This window comes from Streptomyces sp. NPDC093795 (assembly GCF_044764665.1).
In the GTDB taxonomy this organism is placed as follows: Bacteria; Actinomycetota; Actinomycetes; order Streptomycetales; family Streptomycetaceae; genus Streptomyces.
Genome location: NZ_JBIWIO010000014.1, coordinates 92421 through 113199, shown reverse-complemented (window position 1 = coordinate 113199; position 20779 = coordinate 92421). Strand labels below are relative to the sequence as shown.

14 protein-coding genes and 2 pseudogenes are annotated in these 20779 nt (G+C 71.4%); 4 read left to right on the top strand and 12 right to left on the bottom strand.

Translation table 11 applies throughout. The features are described from left to right. Positions 1-105: 105 nt before the first annotated feature. Entirely contained in the window at positions 106-2565 is a 2460-nt protein-coding gene (locus ACIRB7_RS31115) for a DNA topoisomerase (ATP-hydrolyzing) subunit A (RefSeq protein WP_403605326.1), read from the top strand. On the opposite strand, the gene ACIRB7_RS31110 is transcribed toward ACIRB7_RS31115, so the two are convergent. Next, the gene (locus ACIRB7_RS31110; protein ID WP_403605323.1) at positions 2562-3641 is read right to left on the bottom strand and encodes a CobW family GTP-binding protein; all 1080 of its coding nucleotides are present in this window, start codon (positions 3639-3641) and stop codon (positions 2562-2564) included. The genes ACIRB7_RS31115 and ACIRB7_RS31110 overlap by 4 nt on opposite strands. A gap of 111 nt (positions 3642-3752) precedes the next feature. On the opposite strand from ACIRB7_RS31110, the gene ACIRB7_RS31105 reads away from it, so the two are divergent. Continuing rightward, positions 3753-5444 carry an ATP-binding protein gene (locus ACIRB7_RS31105; RefSeq protein ID WP_403605320.1) on the top strand — a complete coding sequence of 564 codons (1692 nt, stop codon included), beginning with the start codon at positions 3753-3755 and terminating at the stop codon, positions 5442-5444. Beyond that, positions 5441-6130, top strand: a complete 690-nt coding sequence (locus ACIRB7_RS31100) for a response regulator (protein ID WP_403605317.1) — start codon at positions 5441-5443, stop codon at positions 6128-6130. Before ACIRB7_RS31105 ends, ACIRB7_RS31100 begins: the two co-directional genes overlap by 4 nt. Positions 6131-6193: 63 nt before the next feature. On the opposite strand, the gene ACIRB7_RS31095 is transcribed toward ACIRB7_RS31100, so the two are convergent. The 5 genes and pseudogenes from ACIRB7_RS31095 to ACIRB7_RS31075 form a co-directional block, all read right to left on the bottom strand. Then, positions 6194-7786: a cation acetate symporter gene (locus ACIRB7_RS31095; protein ID WP_403605314.1), complete on the bottom strand. Its 1593-nt coding sequence runs from the start codon at positions 7784-7786 to the stop codon at positions 6194-6196. After that, positions 7783-8286 (bottom strand): DUF485 domain-containing protein, encoded by a 504-nt coding sequence (locus ACIRB7_RS31090; RefSeq protein ID WP_403605311.1) that lies wholly within the window; start codon positions 8284-8286, stop codon positions 7783-7785. Before ACIRB7_RS31090 ends, ACIRB7_RS31095 begins: the two co-directional genes overlap by 4 nt. A 98-nt stretch (positions 8287-8384) precedes the next feature. Beyond that, positions 8385-8620 (bottom strand): annotated as a pseudogene (locus ACIRB7_RS31085) (response regulator transcription factor); the annotation flags it as partial. Beyond that, a pseudogene (locus ACIRB7_RS31080) lies at positions 8594-8890 on the bottom strand (sensor histidine kinase); the annotation flags it as partial. The pseudogenes ACIRB7_RS31080 and ACIRB7_RS31085, both read right to left, overlap by 27 nt. 91 nt (positions 8891-8981) lie before the next feature. Further along, positions 8982-11099, bottom strand: coding sequence for a type IIA DNA topoisomerase subunit B (locus tag ACIRB7_RS31075; protein ID WP_403605308.1), 2118 nt, complete (start codon positions 11097-11099; stop codon positions 8982-8984). Positions 11100-11531: 432 nt separating this feature from the next. Between ACIRB7_RS31075 and ACIRB7_RS31070 the strand changes: the two genes are divergently transcribed. Beyond that, the gene (locus ACIRB7_RS31070; RefSeq protein ID WP_030211728.1) at positions 11532-11762 is read left to right on the top strand and encodes a hypothetical protein; all 231 of its coding nucleotides are present in this window, start codon (positions 11532-11534) and stop codon (positions 11760-11762) included. Positions 11763-11867: 105 nt separating this feature from the next. Here ACIRB7_RS31070 and ACIRB7_RS31065 read toward each other — a convergent pair whose 3' ends face one another. The 6 genes from ACIRB7_RS31065 to ACIRB7_RS31040 form a co-directional block, all read right to left on the bottom strand. Further along, a complete protein-coding gene (locus tag ACIRB7_RS31065) occupies positions 11868-12686 on the bottom strand; it encodes a serine protease (protein ID WP_403605305.1) in 819 nt (272 codons plus the stop codon). A 154-nt stretch (positions 12687-12840) separates the two neighbouring features. Continuing rightward, on the bottom strand, positions 12841-14388 hold the full coding sequence (locus ACIRB7_RS31060; RefSeq protein ID WP_403605493.1) for an RNA polymerase sigma factor: 1548 nt from the start codon (positions 14386-14388) through the stop codon (positions 12841-12843). 379 nt (positions 14389-14767) lie between these two features. Beyond that, entirely contained in the window at positions 14768-15655 is an 888-nt protein-coding gene (locus ACIRB7_RS31055; RefSeq protein ID WP_403605302.1) for a FadR/GntR family transcriptional regulator, read from the bottom strand. Positions 15656-15815: 160 nt separating this feature from the next. Further along, on the bottom strand, positions 15816-17627 hold the full coding sequence (locus ACIRB7_RS31050) for an ATP-binding cassette domain-containing protein (protein ID WP_403605299.1): 1812 nt from the start codon (positions 17625-17627) through the stop codon (positions 15816-15818). Between the two features lie 122 nt (positions 17628-17749). After that, a complete protein-coding gene (locus ACIRB7_RS31045) occupies positions 17750-18580 on the bottom strand; it encodes an NUDIX domain-containing protein (RefSeq protein WP_403605297.1) in 831 nt (276 codons plus the stop codon). A 108-nt stretch (positions 18581-18688) separates the two neighbouring features. Continuing rightward, the gene (locus tag ACIRB7_RS31040; RefSeq protein ID WP_403605294.1) at positions 18689-20761 is read right to left on the bottom strand and encodes a glycogen debranching N-terminal domain-containing protein; all 2073 of its coding nucleotides are present in this window, start codon (positions 20759-20761) and stop codon (positions 18689-18691) included. Positions 20762-20779: the final 18 nt, after the last annotated feature.

Sequence of the window (20779 nt, the reverse complement as noted above, 5' to 3'; positions counted from 1 at the left end):
CCCCCGGAGATGTCCCTCTTCCGGGTCGCGGTCGGCGCTGTCGGTGGCACGGTCCACAATGGTCCGCGTCAGATCAACCTTGTTGGTGAAGGAGCCGCAGCCGCGATGGCCCGCCGCAGCACGAAGACACCGCCGCCGGACGACGCGTTCGAGGAGCGAATCCTCGACATCGACGTCGTCGACGAGATGCAGGGCTCCTTCCTCGAGTACGCGTACTCGGTGATCTACTCGCGTGCCCTCCCGGACGCCAGGGACGGCATGAAGCCCGTCCAGCGCCGCATCGTCTACCAGATGGGCGAGATGGGGCTCCGCCCCGACCGCGGCTTCGTCAAGTGCGCCCGCGTCGTCGGCGAGGTGATGGGCAAGCTGCACCCGCACGGCGACGCGTCCATCTACGACGCGATGGTCCGCATGGCGCAGCCGTTCTCCATGCGCCTCCCCCTCGTCGACGGCCACGGCAACTTCGGTTCCCTCGGCAACGACGACCCGCCGGCCGCCATGCGGTACACCGAGTCGCGGATGGCCCCGGCCGCGCTGCTCATGACCGAGTCCATCGACGAGGACACGGTCGACTTCACGCCGAACTACGACGGCCAGGAGCGGGAGCCGGTGGCGCTGCCGGCCGCGTACCCGAACCTGCTGGTCAACGGCGCGTCCGGCATCGCGGTCGGCATGGCGACCAACATGCCCCCGCACAACCTCGGCGAGGTCATCGCCGCCGCCCGCCATCTGATCCGCCACCCGGGCGCCGACCTCGAGACGCTGATGCGTTTCGTGCCCGGACCCGACCTGCCGACCGGCGGCCGGATCGTCGGCCTCTCCGGCATCAAGGACGCGTACGAATCGGGCCGCGGCTCGTTCAAGATCCGCGCCACGACGAGCGTGGAGACCGTGACGGCGCGCCGCAAGGGCATCGTCGTGACCGAGCTGCCCTTCACGGTCGGCCCCGAGAAGGTCATCTCCAAGATCAAGGACCTGGTCGGCTCCAAGAAGCTCCAGGGCATCGCGGACGTCAAGGACCTCACCGACCGCAACCACGGCCTCCGCCTGGTCATCGAGATCAAGAACGGCTTCGTGCCGGAGGCGGTCCTCGAGCAGCTCTACAAGCTGACGCCGATGGAGGAGTCCTTCGGCATCAACAACGTGGCGCTTGTCGACGGCCAGCCGCTCACCCTCGGCCTCAAGGAGCTCCTGGAGGTCTACCTCGACCATCGCTTCGAGGTGGTCCGCCGCCGTTCCGAGTTCCGCAGGACCAAGAAGCGCGACCGGCTCCACCTCGTGCTCGGCCTGCTCATCGCGCTGCTCGACATCGACGAGGTCATCGCCCTCATCCGGGAGAGCGACAACTCCGCGCAGGCCAAGGAGCGCCTGATGGAGCGCTTCTCCCTGAGCGAGATCCAGACGCAGTACATCCTGGACACCCCGCTGCGCCGCCTCACCAGGTTCGACCGGATTGAACTGGAGAGCGAGCGCGACCGGCTCAACGGCGAGATCGACGAGCTGACCGGGATCCTGGACTCCGACGCGGAACTGCGCAAGCTGGTCTCGGCGGAACTGGCCGCGGTCGCCAAGAAGTTCGCGACGGACCGGCGGACCGTGCTGCTCGAGTCGGCGGGCGCGCCCGTCGCGGCCGTGTCCCTGGAGGTCGCGGACGACCCGTGCCGGGTGCTGCTGTCCTCCACCGGGCTCCTCGCCCGTACGGCGACGGGCGAGGTGCCGGAGGCCGACCCGGACGCGAAGCGGGTCAAGCACGACGTGATCCTGTCGGCGGTGGCCGCCACGCAGCGCGGCGACATCGGCGCGGTGACCTCGGAGGGGCGGCTGCTGCGGATCGCGGTGATCGACCTGCCGCAGCTCCCGGACACCGCGAGCGCGCCGAACCTCGCGGGCGGCGCGCCCCTGTCCGAGTTCCTGTCCCTGGAGGACGACGAGACCGTGGTCTGCCTCACCACGCTCGACGAGTCCTCGCCGGGGCTCGCCCTCGGCACGCTCCAGGGCGTGGTGAAGCGCGTGGTGCCGGACTACCCGGCGAACAAGGAGGAGCTGGAGGTCATCACCCTCAAGGACGGTGACCGGATCGTCGGCGCGACCGAACTGCGGACGGGCGAGGAGGACCTGGTCTTCATCACCTCCGACGCCCAGCTGCTCCGCTACCCGGCCTCGCAGGTACGGCCCCAGGGCCGCCCGGCCGGCGGCATGGCGGGCGTCAAGCTGGCGGAGGGCGCCCGGGTGCTCTCGTTCACGGCCGTCGACCCGGCGGCGGACGCCGTCGTCTTCACCGTCGCGGGCTCCACGGGCACCCTGGACTCCTCGGCGGGTACGTCGGCGAAGCTGACGCCCTTCGACCAGTACCCGCGCAAGGGCCGGGCGACCGGCGGCGTGCGCTGCCAGCGCTTCCTGAGGGGCGAGGACGTCCTGATCCTGGCCTGGGCGGGCGCCTCTCCGGCCCACGCCGCCCAGAAGACCGGCACCCCGGTGGAGCTCCCGGAGGTGGACCCGCGCCGCGACGGCTCGGGCGTTCCGCTCCCCCGCCCGGTGGACGTGGTGGCGGGTCCGCCGAGCTAGGAGGCCTCCGGCTCTTCCTCCGTCTGCTGTACGTACCGCAGGACGCCCCACATGCTGTGCTCGTCGGGGGCGTCCTGCGGGCCGTTCTGCTCGCACTGCGCCAGTTCCTTGCGCAGGTTGGCCGGGTCGACGCCGGAACCGATCAGGACGAGCTGGGTGAGCCGCTCCTCGCCCTCGGGCCACCGCTCGGGGTAGAAGCGCAGGAAACGGCCGACCGCGTGGACGGTGTAGCGGTTGTCCGGGTCCGCGGCGCCGAAGTCGACGAAACCCTTGATCCGGTAGAGGCCCTCGGGCCTGGCGTCCAGGAAGGCCATCAGGCGGCGCGGGTGGAGCGGGGTCGTGGCCGTCAGGGACACGGTCTCGTAGGCGGTGTGCGGGTGGGCGTGCGGAGCACCGGCGTCTTCGTCGGCTCCGGCGTCTCCGTCCTCGCCGTACAGGATGTCCTCGATGGACATCTGCCCCTCGATCTCCCCCTCGGGGACCACCCGGTCGAAGAGCAGCTCCGGGTCGATCCGCCCGTGCGTGGCCTCGACCACGACGGCCTTCCCGGCCAGCCCGGCCACCGCCTCGCGGACGGCTCCCAGCTGGTCCCCGGTCACGCGGTCGGCCTTGTTCACGACCACGAGGTCGGCGATCGGCAGATGCCGGTCGGTCTCGGGGTGCCGCTGCCGGGTCGCGGAGAACTCGGCCGCGTCGACGACCTGGACGAGCCCTCCGTACACGATCCGCTCGTTCTCGCTGGCGAGCACCATACGGACGAGCTCCTGCGGCTCGGCGAGGCCGCTCGCCTCGATCACGATCACGTCGAGCCGGGACTCGGGGCGGGTGAGGACCTCCAGGTACTCGTCGAGCTCGCTCGCGTCGACCGCGCAGCAGAGGCAGCCGTTGCCGAGGGAGACGGTGGAGCCGACCTGCCCGGCGACGCTCATCGCGTCGATGCCGATGTCGCCGAAGTCGTTGACCATGACGCCGATACGGGTGCCCCGGGCGCTGCGCAGCAGGTGGTTGAGGAGCGTGGTCTTCCCGGCCCCGAGGAACCCGGCCAGGACGACGACGGGGATCTGCTGCGTGGTCAAGGGACGTGCCTCCGGTTTCCTTCGTGTCCCACGGCCGTGGGAAACCCCCAGGATAGGCACCCGCTCCGTCACCGTTTCCGGTCCCGGAGCGTGGCCCCGTACCTTTTCAGCATGAGCCCCGCACAGACCAGCCCCCCGCGCCCCCTGGCGCGCCGACGGCGGTTCGGTTGGCCCCAGCGGGTGTTCTCGCAGGTCCTGCTGATGCAGCTGGCCATCGCGACCGGTGTGACCGTCCTCGCCACAGGGCTCTTCCTCGCCCCGCTCAGCGCCCAGCTCGACGACCAGGCCATGCGGCGAGCCCTGGCCATCGCCGGGACCACCGCGTCACCTCGGCTGGCCGCGGACCTCACCACGACCCCGCCGACGGCGCGGGGCCCGGTGCAGGCGGAGGCCGAGCGGATCCGGATCTCGACGGGCGCCGAGTACGTGGTGGTCATGGACACGCGAGGGGTGCGCTGGTCGCACACCGATCCCGCCGAGATCGGCAGACGTGTCTCCACGGACCCGAGCACCGCCCTCGCCGGACGCGACGTGATGGAGATCGACAGCGGCACCCTGGGCCGCTCGGCCCGTGGGAAGACGCCGCTGCGAGACGCGGACGGGCGGATCGTCGGCGCGGTCTCGGTCGGCATCGAGTACGACAGCGTCCGCGACCGGCTCCTCGCCGCGATCCCGGGGCTGCTCGCCTACGCGGGCGGGGCGCTCGCGGCCGGGGCCCTCGCCGCGTACCTGATCTCCCGGCGCCTTCAGCGGCAGACCCATGACCTGGCCTTCTCCGACATCTCCGCGCTGCTCGCCGAACGCGAGGCCATGCTGCACGGCATTCGCGAGGGGGTCGTGGCCCTGGACCGCAACGGCTCCGTGCGGCTCATGAACGACGAGGCGCAGCGGCTTCTCGGTCTCGGCCCCGAGGCGGCGGGCCGGCCGCTCGACGAGGTCCTCGGCCGGGGCCGTACCGCCGACGTCCTCGCGGGCCGGGTGACCGGCGAGGACCTGGTCACCGTGCGGGGGCACCGGGTGCTGATCGCCAACCGGATGCCGACCGACGACGGCGGCGCCGTGGCGACCCTCCGCGACCGCACCGAGCTGGAGCGGCTCGGGCGCGAGCTGGACTCCACGCGGGGGCTGATCGACGCCCTCCGCGCCCAGGACCACGAGCACGCGAACCGGCTGCACACCCTCCTCGGGCTCCTGGAGCTGGAGATGCACGAGGAGGCGGTCGAGTTCGTCACCGAGGTGGTCGGCGTGCACCGGGCGACCGCCGAGCAGGTCATGGAGAAGGTCCACGATCCGCTGCTCGCCGCACTCCTGGTCGGCAAGGCCACGGTCGCCGCGGAGCGGGGCGTCTCGCTGCGGATCGCCCCCGCCTCGCTGCTGCCGGACCGGCTCGTCGACCCGCGTGAACTGGTCACCGTCGTCGGGAACCTGGTCGACAACGCCCTGGACGCCGTGGCGGGCACCCCCGGCGCCCGCATCGACGTCTCCTTCCGCGCCGAGGGCCGTACGGTCGTGCTGCGGGTCACGGACAGCGGCCCGGGGGTTCCGGAGGAGAGCCGCGAGCTGATCTTCACCGAGGGCTGGACGACGAAGGTGCTTCCGTCCCACGGAAAGCGTGGCATCGGACTCCCCCTCGTGCGCCGGCTCGCCGAGCGCCGCGGCGGCACCGCCCGCGTCGCCGGGGGTCCGGACGGGGGCGCCGAGTTCACCGTCGTCGTCCCGGACGCCCTGACCGAACCGGAACCCGACCCCGACCTGCCCTCCGCAGTATCCGAAGCACCTGAACCGGCCGAGGGGGCGCGATGATCGATGTCCTCGTCGTCGACGACGACGTGCGGGTGGCCCGGATCAACGCCGCGTACGTCGCCAAGGTGCCCGGCTTCCGGGTCACCGCCACCGCACACTCGACCGCCGAAGCACTCGCCGCCCTGGACGAGCACCCGGTGGATCTGATCCTCCTCGACCACTACCTCCCGGACGAGAACGGGCTCGCGGCCGTACGGGAGCTCCGCGCGCGTGGCCACCAGTGCGACGTGATCATGGTGACGGCCGCCCGGGACGTGGCCACGGTGCAGGCGGCGATGCGGCACGGCGCCCTCCAGTACCTGGTCAAGCCGTTCAACTTCGCCGGGCTGCGCGCGAGACTGGAGGCGTACGCGACGCTCCGCCGCACCCTGGAGAACGGCGGCGAGGCGGAACAGGCCGAGGTGGACCGTATCTTCGGGGCTCTGTCGGCCGGCTCGGTCACCCCCGACCTGCCCAAGGGGCACTCCCCCACCACGGCAGAACTGGTCCGCCAGGTCCTGCTCGCCGCCGATGCGCCGCTGTCCGCGCAGGAGATCGCGGAGCGGGCCGGGGTCAGCCGTCAGACGGCGCAGCGCTATCTCAAGCTTCTCGAACGCACCGGCCGCGTGCGTCTCTCGCTCCGGTACGGCGAGACGGGCCGCCCCGAACACCGCTACGCCTGGGTGAGCTCCCCACCCGGCTCCTGAGTGGCCCGGGGCAGCGGGGGCCGATCGGTTCCGTCGGGGCGGCCCAGGTCTGCCTCCGGCCCGTCAGGCGGCTCCCGCCCCGGTCAGCGCCCGCACCTCGGCCTCGGCGTGCCGCGCCTCGTCGGGCGGCTCGGTCGAGGTGACCGTCCCGATCCAGCCCGCGAGGAAGCCGAGCGGGATGGAGATCACCCCGGGGTTCTGCAGCGGGAAGAGGTGGAAGTCGACGCCGGGGAACAGCGCTTCGGGACTGCCGGACACGACCGGCGAGACCAGCACGAGCAGCACCGCGGGGAGCAGCCCGCCGTACACCGCCCAGACCGCGCCCCGGGTGGTGAACTTCCGCCAGAACAGCGAGTAGAGCAGCACCGGCAGGTTGGCGGAGGCCGCGACCGCGAAGGCGAGGCCGACGAGGAACGCCACATTGAGATCGCGGGCGAGCAGCCCCAGGCCGATCGCGGCCGCGCCGATCACCGCCGCGGCGATCCGCGCCACGGTCACCTCGCTGTACTGCTTCGCGTGCCGCCGGCGCAGCGAGGCGTACAGGTCGTGGGCGACGGAGGCCGAGGAGGCGAGGGTGATCCCGGCGACGACGGCGAGGATGGTCGCGAACGCGACGGCGGCGACGATCGCGAAGAGCACGGTGCCGCCCGTGGAACCCGCTCCCCCGCCGAGGTCGAGGGCGAGCAGCGGTACCGCGGTGTTCCCTGACGCGTTGGAGGAGCGGACCTCGTCGGGGCCGATCAGGGCCGCCGCGCCGAAGCCGAGCACGATGGTCATCAGGTAGAAGCTGCCGATGAGCCCGATGGCCCAGACGACGGAGCGACGTGCGGCCCTGGCGGTCGGCACGGTGTAGAAGCGCGACAGGATGTGGGGCAGTCCGGCGGTTCCGAGGACCAGGGCGAGGCCGAGGCTGATGAAGTCGAGGCGGGCCGTCCAGTCCCCGCCGTAGCGGAGTCCCGGGGCGAGGAATCCCAGTCCGTGGCCGCTGCGTTCGGCCGCGGTGGAGAGCAGGTTGTTCACATCGCCGTGGAAGCGGAGCAGGACGAGGACGGTGAGCGCGATCGTGCCCGCCATGAGCAGGACGGCCTTGACGATCTGGATCCAGGTGGTGGCCCGCATGCCGCCGAGCGAAACGTAGATCACCATCAGCGCGCCCACACCGATCACCGTCCACGAGCGGGCCGCCTCGCTGGTGCCGCCGAGCAGCAGGGCGACCAGGCTTCCGGCGCCCACCATCTGGGCGACGAGGTACAGCACGGAGACGGCCACCGAGGACGTTCCCGCGGCGATCCGCACGGGACGCTCGGCCATCCGCGCGGCCACGACGTCGGCCAGCGTGAACCTGCCGCAGTTGCGGACCAGTTCGGCCACGAGCAGCAGCACGACCAGCCAGGCGACCAGGAACCCCACGGAGTACAACATGCCGTCGTAGCCGTAGAGCGCGATCAGCCCGGAGATCCCGAGGAAGGAGGCCGCGGACATGTAGTCACCGGCGATGGCGAATCCGTTCTCCAGGGGCGAGAACAGCCTGCCTCCGGCGTAGAACTCCTCCGCCGACCCGTGCCGGTTGCGGCTCACCCAGGTGGTGATCCCCAGGGTGACGGCGATGAAGGCGCTGAACAGCAGGAGCGCCAGGGTCTGGTGGTCTCCCGTCACGGCTGCCCCACCCCTCGGGTCATCTCCTGGGTGTCCCAGCGCAGGTCCAGCGCGGCCCGGTCCCTGCGCAGCCGCGCATGGCGCGCGTAGGCCCAGGTCAGCAGGAAGGTGGTGAGGAACTGCCCGAGCCCCGCGACCATCGCCACGTTCACCACTCCGGCGACCGGCCGGGCCATGAGCCCCGGTGCGGCGGTCGCGGCCACGACATAGGCGAGGTACCAGAGGAGGAACGCGAGGGCGGCCGGGAAGACGAACCGGCGGTAGCGCCTGCGCACTTCCTGGAAGGCGGGGCTCCGCTGCACTTCCAGGTAGATCTCCGCCGCACTGTGGACCGCGGTGGGCGCGGCGGGTCGCTGCCGCGGCACCGCGTCAGGGCGGCCGTCGCCGGGCCCCCCGGTCTCGGCCCGCTCGTCGCGGCCGGAGGCCGTCGCGTCGTACCAGGGGTCGCCGACCGGCATCGCCGAAACGTCGAGCCCCTCCTGCTTGTCCACCTGCTCCACCGGCCAACTCTCCTTGTCAGCGAACCGTTTCGGCCGCGTGCCCAAGGATGGACAGAGCGGGAAGATCCCGGACTCTTCTCCTCCTTCTGTTCACCCCATCAGGTGACTCTCCTCCCAGGTGCCCTGACCAACCCGTGCCGATATGCGTACCGCACGGCCTGCGCCCGGTCGCGGCCCCCGTCTTGGCGAAGAGGTTGTTGATGTGGGTCTTCACCGTCGCCGTGGAGATCCGCAGCCGCCCGGCGATCTCCTGGTTCGAGAGCCCGTCGGCCACAAGCACGAGCGCCTCCGGGGCCCCCTCGGCTGGCGGTGGCGGCCCGGAGTCGCGTGTCTCCAGGGAGATCCCTTCGGCCTCGTAGGCGAACCGGATCCAGGTCCGGGCGCCCGGGGCGTGCTTGCGTACGTTCGTCAGGGCTTCCTGCGCGACCCGCCGCACCGCCTGGGACGCCTCGACGGGCAGGTGCCGACGTTCGCCGCTGACGTCGACCTCGGCACGGTCCTCCCGTGCCAGCTCCCGCAGATAGTCCTCGACGGGCAACATGTCGCCACGCAGCGCCGACAACGCGTGCCGGGTCTCGGCAAGTCCCTCTCTGGCCATGACCCTCCCCCTCCGTCATGACGATGCTACGGAGAGTCGGCGGCCATGTGATCGGCCCGTGGGTGAAGCGTCCTGCTCCACCCACGGGTGGAGTGCCTCAGGCGTCGATGCGCGAGCGGTCGAGGGTCGCCGCCGAGCCGGTGATGAACTCCTTGCGGGGAGCCACGTCATTGCCCATGAGGAGGTCGAAGACCTGCTCCGCCGCGTCCAGGTCGCCGATGTTGATCCGGCGCAGCGTGCGGTGACGCGGGTCCATCGTGGTCTCCGCGAGCTGGTCGGCGTCCATCTCGCCCAGACCCTTGTAGCGCTGGATGGCGTCCTTGTAGCGGATCCCCTTGCGCTGGTACTCCAGCAGGGTCTGCCGCAGCTCGTTGTCCGAGTACGTGTAGACGTACTTGTCCTGGCCCTTCTTGGGCTGGACGAGCTCGATCCGGTGCAGCGGCGGCACGGCCGCGAAGACCCGCCCCGCCTCCACCATGGGCCGCATGTAGCGCTGGAAGAGCGTCAGGAGCAGGCAGCGGATGTGCGCGCCGTCGACGTCGGCGTCGACGAGGAGGACGATCTTCCCGTAGCGGGCCGCGTCGATGTCGAAGGTACGGCCCGAGCCCGCTCCTATGACCTGGATGATCGCCCCGCACTCGGCGTTCTTCAGCATGTCCGACACGGACGACTTCTGGACGTTGAGGATCTTGCCGCGGATGGGCAGCAGGGCCTGGAACTCGCTGTTGCGGGCGAGCTTGGCCGTACCGAGGGCCGAGTCGCCCTCGACGATGAAGAGCTCGCTGCGCTCCACGTCGTCGCTGCGGCAGTCGGCCAGCTTGGCCGGCAGCGAGGAGGACTCGAGCGCGGTCTTCCGGCGCTGAGCCTCCTTGTGCTGCCGCGCGGCGATCCGGGTGCGGGCCGCGGCGACGGCCTTCTCCAGTACGGCGCGCGCCTGCGCCTTGTCGTCGCGCTTGGTTGAGGTGAGGAAGGCCTTGAGTTCCTTGGCGACCACGTTCGCGACGATCCGGCGCGCGGCGGACGTGCCGAGGACCTCCTTCGTCTGCCCCTCGAACTGCGGCTCGGCGAGGCGGACCGTCACGACGGCCGTGAGCCCTTCCAGGGCGTCGTCCTTGACGACGTCGTCCTCGGCGACGCGCAGCATCTTCGCCGAGCGCAGCACCTCGTTCACCGTCTTGGTGATGGCCTGCTCGAAGCCCGAGACGTGGGTGCCGCCCTTCGGCGTGGCGATGATGTTGACGAAGGACTTGACCAGGGAGTCGTAGCCGGTGCCCCAGCGCAGCGCGATGTCGACGGCGAGTTCGCGGGTGACCTCGGTCGGGGTCATGTGGCCGCGCTCGTCGAGGACGGGGACGGTCTCCTTGAAGGTGCCCTGGCCGGTGAGGCGCTGGATGTCGCAGACGGCCTTGTCCTGCGCGAGGTACTCGCAGAACTCGCTGATGCCGCCGTCGAAGCGGAAGGTCTCCTCGCTCTTTCCGATGCCCGCCAGGTCGCGCTCGTCGCGCACGACGATGGTGAGACCGGGCACGAGGAAGGCGGTCTGCCGGGCACGCTGGTGCAGCGTATCCAGGGAGAGCTTGGCGTCCTTGAGGAAGATCTGCCGGTCCGCCCAGTAGCGGACGCGGGTGCCGGTGCGGGTCTTGGGGACGCGCTTGCCCTTGAGGAGCCCGTTGGCCGGATCGAAGGGGCTGTCGGGGCCCTGCTCCGTGAAGATGCCCGGGACACCGCGGCGGAAGCTGATCGAGTGCGTGGCGCTGTTCCGGTCGACCTCGACGTCGAGGCGCGCCGACAGGGCGTTGACCACGGAGGCGCCGACGCCGTGGAGACCGCCGGACGCCGCGTACGAGCCGCCGCCGAACTTCCCGCCGGCGTGCAGCTTCGTCATGACGACCTCGACTCCGGAGAGTCCGGTCTTCGGTTCGACGTCGACCGGGATACCGCGGCCGTTGTCCCGGACCTCCACGGATCCGTCGTCGTGGAGGATGACTTCGATGTGGTCGCAGTAGCCACCGAGGGCCTCGTCGACCGAGTTGTCGATGATTTCCCAGATGCAGTGCATCAGGCCGCGGCTGTCGGTGGACCCGATGTACATACCGGGGCGCTTGCGGACCGCTTCGAGCCCTTCGAGTACGAGCAGGTGCCGCGCGGTGTAGTTGGAACCGTCACGGTCTGCGGTCAGCAGCGCACTGGACGGCACGGACGTTTCGGCGGTCACGCGGTTCGCTCCTCGCTGAATTTGAAATCTGGCCCGATGGGGTAAGGCCCGGCGTCGGTCACCGGTCAGAGGGTACCGATGCCTGGTAGAGCCGTTGTAACGCCACCCACCCCGTTTCCTCATGCTAGTCCAGAGTCGTATGGATGTTCGATCCCTCGATGGGGTGACGCGCACATCACGTTCCCTTCCAGGCATGAACCATTTAGGCTCCGGGCACGTCCTCATCAACAACCGGCAAGCACGCCGGGAGGACTGACCTACACAAGCAACGCGAAATCCGTAGAGCGAAGCAATACGGCTCATTCGCCGCCAACCGGCAGCAGACAGCCACCTTGGAAGAAGTTTCAAGAAAAAGCCACGAGCGGGAACGTTTTCGGCCTGGTTGGATGTTGACCCTGGTACGACAGCTCGTCGAGCTAGAGAAGAGGCGACGTGACTACTGTTCTGACCCCCGCGAGCCCCCTGACGGCCGCTGACCGCTGCGACCGCTGCGGCGCCCAGGCATACCTGCGTGTCGTCCTGACCAGCGGAGGTGACTTGCTCTTCTGCGCCCACCACGGACGCAAGTTCGAGCCGGAACTCAAGAAGATCGCCGTTGAGATACAGGATGAGACGGACCGGCTGACGGACGTGCCGGCCCGCACTGTGGGCGACGAGCACTGACGCTTCGCAACCACGACGAGCTCAGATCCGGCCATTGGCCGGACGGCGGGCGGCCACCCCGCGTTCCAAGGGGGGTGGCCGCCCGTTCTCGTATCCCAGCGAGTGTCAGATACGCGTCGGCAGCACCGCCGAGACCCGTGTGTAGACACCCGGGTTCTCCGCCTGCCCGCAGCCGCTGCCCCAGGACACGAGGCCGATGAGAAGCCCCTTGGCCACCAGCGGGCCGCCGCTGTCTCCCTGGCACGCGTCCCTGCCGCCCTGCGGGTCCCCCGCGCACAGCATCGTGTCGCCCCGGTACGGGACGCCGGGTACGCCCGGATACGCCTGCTCGCACGTGTTGTCGGGCAGCACCTGCACGCGCGCCGTCCGTAGCGTGGAAGCGTAGGACCCGTTGCCGGCCGTGTCGCCCCAGCCGTAGACGTCCGCCTCCGTGCCCGGTGTGTGCACCGCGTCGTCTGCGCCGGCGACGCCGATCACGTACGACTGCGGGAGCGCGCTCACCAGCGTCAGCACCGCCAGATCCCCCGAGTTGGTCGTGGGGTCGTAGTCGGGGTTGACCCAGGTGTCCGAGATCCGCACCTCCTGCCCGCCCTGCCCCCGCAGCGCGGCGCGGCCCGCGATGACGGCGAAGTCCCGCACTTCCCACGGCTCGCCGCCGAGCACCTCCCGCCCCAGACAATGGGCGGCCGTGAGGACCTTGGTCGGCGCGACCACCACGCCCCCGCAGAACTGCCCCGCACGCGTACCCCCGAACCGGTCACGGCTGGACAGCGCCACGACCCAGGGCGCGTCCCTGATCTGGGCGGGGCGCCCACCCACCACGACGCTGTCGGCGGCCGCGGGGGCGCCGGTGGCGACCTGCCCCGCCGTTGCGGCGATCAGGCCCAGAGCACCCGCCCATGCCCGGGTGAGAGAACCACGCATGAAGTCTCCTGACTCTCCGGTGATGTCGGTTCACCCAGCGTCCAGCACACGCGCGCGCCATGCACCCCCGCACAGCCGGAGGGCCCGGCTCCCTCTGGGGGAACCGGGCCCTTCCGTCTACTGCTCCGTGCCTCGTGTCCGTGGCGTGTACGGCTCAGTCGAGGTAGTCGCGCAGCACCTGCGAACGCGACGGGTGACGCAGCTTCGACATCGTCTTCGACTCGATCTGACGGATCCGCTCGCGGGTCACGCCGTAGACCTTGCCGATCTCGTCCAGCGTCTTCGGCTGGCCGTCGGTGAGACCGAAGCGCATCGAGACGACGCCCGCCTCACGCTCGGAGAGCGTGTCGAGGACGGAGTGCAGCTGCTCCTGGAGGAGCGTGAAGCTCACCGCGTCGGCCGGGACGACCGCCTCGGAGTCCTCGATCAGGTCGCCGAACTCGCTGTCGCCGTCCTCACCCAGCGGGGTGTGGAGGGAGATCGGCTCACGGCCGTACTTCTGGACCTCGATGACCTTCTCAGGGGTCATGTCGAGTTCCTTGGCCAGCTCCTCCGGGGTGGGCTCACGGCCCAGGTCCTGGAGCATCTGACGCTGCACGCGCGCGAGCTTGTTGATGACCTCGACCATGTGCACCGGGATACGGATGGTGCGGGCCTGGTCGGCCATGGCGCGGGTGATCGCCTGACGGATCCACCAGGTGGCGTACGTGGAGAACTTGTAGCCCTTGGTGTAGTCGAACTTCTCGACCGCGCGGATCAGACCGAGGTTGCCCTCCTGGATCAGGTCCAGGAAGAGCATGCCGCGGCCGGTGTAGCGCTTGGCCAGGGAGACCACCAGACGGAGGTTGGCCTCCAGGAGGTGGTTCTTGGCCCGACGGCCGTCCTCGGCGATGATCTCCAGCTCACGCTTGAGCTTCGGCGCGAGCTTGTCCGAGTTCGCCAGCTTGTCCTCGGCGAACAGGCCGGCCTCGATGCGCTTGGCGAGCTCGACCTCCTGCTCGGCGTTGAGCAGCGGGACCTTGCCGATCTGCTTCAGGTAGTCCTTGACCGGGTCGGCGGTGGCACCGGCGACGGCGACCTGCTGCGCCGGAGCGTCGTCCTCGTCGTCGTCCGACAGGACGAAGCCCTTGCTCTCGCCCTCGGTCTCCTCTTCCTCGCCCTTGCCGGGCGCGACGTCCTCGAGCAGCTCTTCGCCCTCGACGACCTCGTCGGCGTCCTTCTTGGACGTGGTCTTCTTTGCCGCCGTCTTCTTGGCGACGGTCTTCTTCGCCACCGCCTTCTTGGCGACGGTCTTCTTGGCGGCCGCCTTCTTGGCGACGGATCCGGCCTCGTCGGCCGGGTCAGTGCCCTCTGCCGCAGAGGCCGAGGCGGCCGTGACGCTGCTCTTCGTCACGGTCGTCCTGGCAGTGACGGTCTTGGTGGCGGTGCGCTTGGCCGGGCTCTTCGCTGCGACGCTCTTGCGGGCGCGCTTCGGCGACTCCGCTGCACTGACCATCAGCGTCACACCCTCTTCCTCGAGGATCTGATTGAGGCTGCGCAGAACATTCTTCCACTGGGTTGGCGGAATCTGGTCAGCCTCGAAGGCCCGACGCACGTCATCGCCGGCAATCTGCCCATCAGCCTTTCCCCGCTCGATGAGCGCCATCACAGACTCGGACTCGGCGATCTCCGGCGGGAGCGTACGGGATGTGCTGGCCGACACGAACAACCTCTCGGAACGATGGAAACGGCTTCCGGCCCCGCCCTGGATCAGGCTGGAGCCGACGACCGTCGACGGGGAATGTGCCGACGGCGCGGGCTGGACCGGGGAACTGCACAGCGCCTCGATCGGCTGCTGTATTCCTTCCTCGGCTGTCACCTCTTAGGTCATCGCACGGCTCGGAGGAGTGTTACGCCCAATCTTCGTGGCCCGAGTCACACCTCATGCACGACAAAGCGATACAAAGAGGTAGATCAGCGTACATCCGTCCCGCCCGAACCCTGGCGCCGCCCGGGGAATCCCTGCCGGATCCCCCGGGTGGCGCTCGGACCCGGCGGCATGCGATGCCGACGCCTGCGCCCTCCCGACCATGACCCGCGGGTCAGTGTTCGCGGGGGGCGGGGACGACGCGCTCCACCTCGGGGTGGACCATGAGCAGCTGTCGCATGGCCGACTCGGCGCCGAGCGCGTCCCCCTCCGCGAGCGCGTCCACGATCCGGGCGTGGTGCGCGAGGCAGGCCTCGCTCGGTCGGTCGCAGCCCGTGACGGGGCCGCCGGAGACATGGAGCGCGGCACCGACGATGCCGGAGAGGTGCTCCAGCATCCGGTTCCCGGCGAGCTGGATGAGCAGCGAGTGGAACTCGGTGTCGGCCCGGGAGAAGGTGATGCCGTCTCCCTGGGCGAACGCGTGGCCCATGATCTCGACCATGTCGGCGAGACGCTGCTGAACGTCCTCCCGACCGTGTCCGGCGGCGAGGCGGGCGGCCAGGGGCTCGATCGTCCAGCGGAGCTCGTTCAGCTCGCGACGCTGGTCGTCGCGCTGCGGGCCGTAGGCACGCCACTCGATGATGTCGGGGTCCAGGAGGTTCCAGTCACTGACGGGCCTGACCCGCGTGCCGACGTTGGGGCGGGCGCTGACGAGCCCCTTGGCCTCAAGCACGCGCAGCGACTCGCGTACCACCGTGCGCGAGACCTCGAACCGCTGGCCGATCTCTTCGGGGACGAGCGGACGGTCTGCCCCGAGATCGCCGGAGACGATCATCTGGCCGAGCTGCTGGACGAGCTGGCCGTGCAGCCCGCGGCCCCGGTTGCCGGCGCTCCGGCGGCCGACGCGGCCCAGGTCGGTATCCACGCCCTCCCAGGAGGACGGACCCGCGCGGCCGGCGGCGGGCGCCTCCGCGTAGGGGTAGCGGTCGAGATCGCCCGGGGCGCCGAGGCCGGAGTCGACGGAGCGGGCGGCGGTCATCATGGTGTGCGCAAGGGTACTCACGCATCCTTTGTCGGCGTTGCCTCCGTGACCCTTGAGGTCTTTGGTGAAAAGCACACGAAAGGGTGATCGGCGCCCCCTGCACAATTGACGATTTATCGGACATACGTGGCGGATTTCAAGGGAGTTGACCACAAACCGGAGCCATTCGGTCCGAAAGTGATCACCAACGGGCCTTACGGCGAAAGCCAGTGAGCACATAGGCGCAGAGCAACCCGGTCAACATCAGCGCGAGGGCCACCCCCGCAGGCTGCCCGACCACCCGCAGTCCCCCGGTCAACCAGCGGTCCACCGACGGAGACCACTGCGGACCGACGAACTCGCGCAACCGGGCCGGGAATCCGGCGGCCGACCGCACCGACGGCCCTGTCAGCACCTTCTGCAGCAGCGGGACGAAGGCGACCGGTACCGCGAGGACCGCCGCCACACCCGCCGCCGCGGCCCGGAACACCCCTGCGCCGAGCACTCCGGCCCAGGCGCAGCCGACGATCAGCCCGAGCCAACTCGCGCAGAGCGTGGGCCAGTTCTTCGGTACGTTGATCAACTCAGCGCCGTAGACGAACCTCAGGGCCTCCAGGTCGGCCGCGACGACGACCACCCCCAGCACGAGGGCGACAGCCGCCGCCACGGCGAGCTTCGCAAGGAGCAGACCGGGCCTGCGGGGCACAGCACCACGGCCGGAGGTGAGCGCGGGGTAGCGGTACTCCTCGCCGAAGGAGAAGGCACCGAGGAGTCCGGCCCCGAGGGCCGCGGGCGGCAGCGGGGAGATCGCCGGCCAGCCGGCCAGAACGGCGGGCACCGCGACACGGCCGCCTCGCCCGAGGAGCAGGGCGAGCGCCACGGAAGCGAGCAGGACGGCCGCCACGACGAGCGACGTGGACGGCACCCCCAGCAGCCGACGGATCTCGTACCGCAGCGGGCGCAGGGGCGAACGGGCCGGTCTACGGGCACCGCCCGTCGGGGCGCCGCCGCACGCCGCCCCGACGGGCGCCCGGGCAGCATCGGAGGCCGCCGCACCGGACGCCCCCGATCCATGGCTCTGCGGGGTACGCGAGGCAGAACCGATGTCGCCTGAACGGCCCTCCACGGTACGGGGGGCGGGCCCGACGTCGCCGGTCTCGGCGGCGAGCCGGTGGACAGGTACGCCGTGACGGAAGGCCGTGTCCCCGACGGCCGCGCAGTCGCTCCCGTAGACGGACAGGCGACTGCCGCCCTCTGCCACCACCTCGACCGGGCGGCGCGCGGCTCTGGCCTCCTGGGTCACGGCCTCGGCGAGCCTCGCGGCCTGCGGGGTACGGACGGCGACCCGGGGGCGCAGCCGGGTGCGGGAGAACTCGGCGGCGCCCTGGTCGGCGACGAGCCGGCCGCCGTCGAGGGTGACGACCCGGTCGGCGTTGCGGGCCGCGTCCTTGGGGTCCTCCGTGGTGTAGAGCACGGTTCCCCCGTCGGCCGCGTGCGCCCGCAGGAGCTCGTACAGCCATGCGCTCTCGGATACGGAGAGGCGGGCGCCCGGCTCGTCGAGCAGCAGGGTGTGGGGGGCACCCAACAGGGCGCAGGCGAGGCCGAGTCGGCGGTCCGCGCCGATCGGAAGGGTGCCGAGCCGTCGGCGCTCCAGCCCGGTGAGGCCCACGGTCCGCGTCAGGGCTTCGGCCCGCGAGGCGGGGGCCCCCGTGGCGGCGCAGAGCATGCGTAGTTGGCCCCGGAGCGTGCGGGAGGGGTGGCCGGGGACGTCACCGAGGAGGACACCGACCTCACGCGGGGGGTGGGCGATGCGGTGCAGTGGGCGGCCGCGGAAGTAGGTGATCCCCCGGCCCGGCTCGAGTTCGAGCATGAGCCGGAGTGCGGTGGTCTTGCCGGAGCCGGAGGAACCGAGGAGGGCGGTCACGGCGCCCGGCGGGGCCTCGAAGGTCAGATCGTCCACGGCCGGCGGGCGATCACGGCGGGGCATGCTGGTCAGTCCGATTGCCTGGAGCATCGCTTCTCTCGCGGTAGGTGACACCGCTCCGCGGCAGGGCGGCGCTATCGCAGCAAGATAACGCTACATTTCGGACTTTCAGTGCAGGGTTGGCGCCGTGGGGCGCCGGATGTACCGGGCTGTCAGACCTCGGGACGCAGCATCGGCGGATTGAGGAGAGTGGCCCCACCAGCTCTGAAGAGCTGGGCGGGGCGCCCGCCCTGACGGGTCGTGGTGCCGCCGGCGGGAACCAGGAAGCCGGGCGTGCCGGTGACCTTCCGGTGGAAGTTGCGCGGGTCCAGGGACACACCCCAGACGGCCTCGTACACCCGCCGCAGCTCTCCGACCGTGAACTCCGGCGGGCAGAAGGCCGTGGCCAGGGACGAGTACTCGATCTTGGAGCGGGCGCGCTCCACCCCGTCGGCGAGGATCCGGGCGTGATCGAAGGCGAGCGTCTCCGGGCCCCCGCCCTTCTCCTCGTCCTCAGCATCCCCGGCGTCCCCGGCGCTCCCGGCCGCATCCGCGCTCCCGGCCGCCCCGGCGATCACGTCCTCGCCGAGCAGCTCCTCGACGGGGGCCCAACGGGCGCTGTTCGCGTCGCCCCCGGCTCTCGGCGCGGGAAGGTCCGGAGCCAGCGCCAGATGCGCGACGCTGACCACCCGCATGCGCGGGTCGCGGTCGGGCGCTCCGTAGGTCGCGAGCTGCTCCAGGTGCGCGCCGTTGCTCGGCACCGGAGGCGGGGCCGCGGGGTCGTGGGCGCAGAGACCGGTCTCCTCGACCAGCTCGCGCGCGGCCGCGGCACCGAGGTCCTCCTCCGCGCGCACGAAGCCGCCGGGCAGCGCCCAACGCCCTTGGTACGGCGCTTCTCCCCGGCGTACGACCAAGGTGCACAACGCGTGACGGCGCACGGTGAGCACGACCAGATCGACGGTGACTGCGAAAGGCGGAAAGGCCGACGGGTCGTAGGGAGGCATGCCGCGATCATAGTCGTCTTCCTGACGATAAACACGCCCCTCGGGAGCATCGGCGACGACTTCCTCACCGTGCCGCGAAGCTTCCCTCGTGTCTGTGTCCGGCATCCCTCACACCCCCAGCTGAAGGCCCTCTGCGGCCTCCTCGACCATACCGAGACCGAGCCTGCCGACCCGCACGGCGAACGACTCACCGGCGACCACGAGCCCCGAGAACCGAATCGCTCCCAGCGGGGCCGACCTCAGGGGGTGTGTCGACACGGAGCGGCCCGGTGCGTCGGGCCGGATGCCGGCGAGGGCGAGCAGGGCGTGCACGGCTCCGGCGGCCGCGACGGCCGCCGGCCGACACGCTGCAGGGTGCGGCACCGGGAGCCCGCCCGCCGTGCGCTGTTCGCCGGCGTACATCTCGGGCAGCCGATGGTCGAAGGCCACCGACGCGTCCATCAGCCCGCGCAACAGAGCGGTGGCCTCCCTCTCGTGACCGAGGGCGGCGAGCCCGCCCACGGCGACCGCCGTCTCGTGCACCCGCACCGCGCCCGCCCGGTGACCGAACGGGTTGTATCCCGGCTCCTTGGCGCCCAAGCCGCGCAGCCCCCAGCCGGAGTCCAGGGCCGGGGTGCCCACCAGCCTCGCCACCTGCTCGGTCTCCGTCCTGTCCAGCAGGCCCCGCGCGTAGCGGCCGCCGCCGAGCAGCCCTGTGTCGAGCAGATGCGCGGCCCAGCCCCCCAGGTGGGGCAGGCTCCGACCGTCAGGTGTGCGTCCCACCACGGGGCGGCCCCCTGCCCGGTCGTCGAGCCAGAACTCCCGCCGGAAGCGCTCACGCAGAGTCCGTGCCGTTTCCCGCAGTGCGTCTCCCCCGGGCCTCCCGCAGTCGTCGAGGAGGTCCGCTCCGAGCAGGGCCGCGCGGTGGGCGTGCGCCTGCGTCTCGGCCCGCCAGGGTCCGGCGGGTCCCGGGTCCGGCACGAGGCCGTTTCCTCCCGCCGCCCTGCGCAGCCAGTCGAGACAGCGCTCCGCCACGGGAAGCAGCTCCTCCAGGTCCGCCGCCGGGAGCCCCCAGCGGCGGGCTTCGGCGAGAACGGCCGGGAAGGCGAGGGTGGCCTCGATGCCCGTGCAGCGGGGCGGCAGATGCGGGCCCGCGTCCCTGAGAGGGCCGGGGATGCGTCCGGACTCGGGTCCCGCACCGGAGATTTGGGTACGGCCGAGGGCACGCAGGGTGGTGGCGGCGAGCCGGGTGCCGAGGGGAAGAGCCATGCGGGCCGCCCAGAGCGCCTCGGCGGTGACGGGTCCGCAGCGCCAGGGGACGCCGGCCGCGAGATGTACGTCCGCCGGGTGCGCCGGGTCCCGCTGGAGCAGGGCGCGCAGGTCTTCGACCGCCGCACGCAGCAGTTCCCCCGGGCGCGGGTCGTCGCCCTCGGCCTGGGCGTCGGCGAGCACATGGCCTCCGGGCCGTCCGGCGCCCGCAGCCGGGGTGGCCGCGGGACGGGCGGGCGAGTCGTCCCGTACGCGCAGCTGGACCGTGAACGCGCCCCCGGGAGCCAGCTCCGCCTCCCAGCGCAGCACTCCGGCCGCCGCCAGGGAGTCCGTGGGCGGTGGGTCCGCGCTGACGGCGACGGACCGGCCGCCACCGGTCCAGCGCAGGCCCGTGCCGTGGACGCTCGCGGCGAGCTCGGGTCCGGACCGGCCGGACGCCACCGCCCCAAGCTCCGCGAGATCCGTCCCCAGAGCGATTTCCACGGGGAGCCGGAGGGGGCGGGGGGCGGCGCTGCGCAGGGTGATCCGCTCGGTACCGTCGGCGCTCCTCGTGCGTTCGACGGTGAGACCGGGATCGGGACCCATGTCACCCGGTACTCGGAGGACCCCGAGGAACACCGCCCGGTCGGCGGCCGCCATGCGCCCCTGGAGGGCGACGGGCTCCCGCCCCGCCACGCGTAGGACGCAGCGGGAGAGGAGTCGGCGACCCGCCGCGTACACGCCCTCGGGCCCCTCGCCGGTGAGCTGGCCGTGCTCTGCGCAGACGGCGAGGGCGGGCAGGGCCACGCAGAGGAGCGAGCCGTGCACCGAAGGAAGCTCCGCGGGTCGCGCCCTGCGCGGAGGAGACGCACCGGTGCCGGACGGGCGCCCGAGTGTGTGACCGGTCGGTGGGCCGGATGGGCGGCCGGGGGCCGGGGCGGGGCTGAGGGCCATGGCGGGTACGGGGTGCTC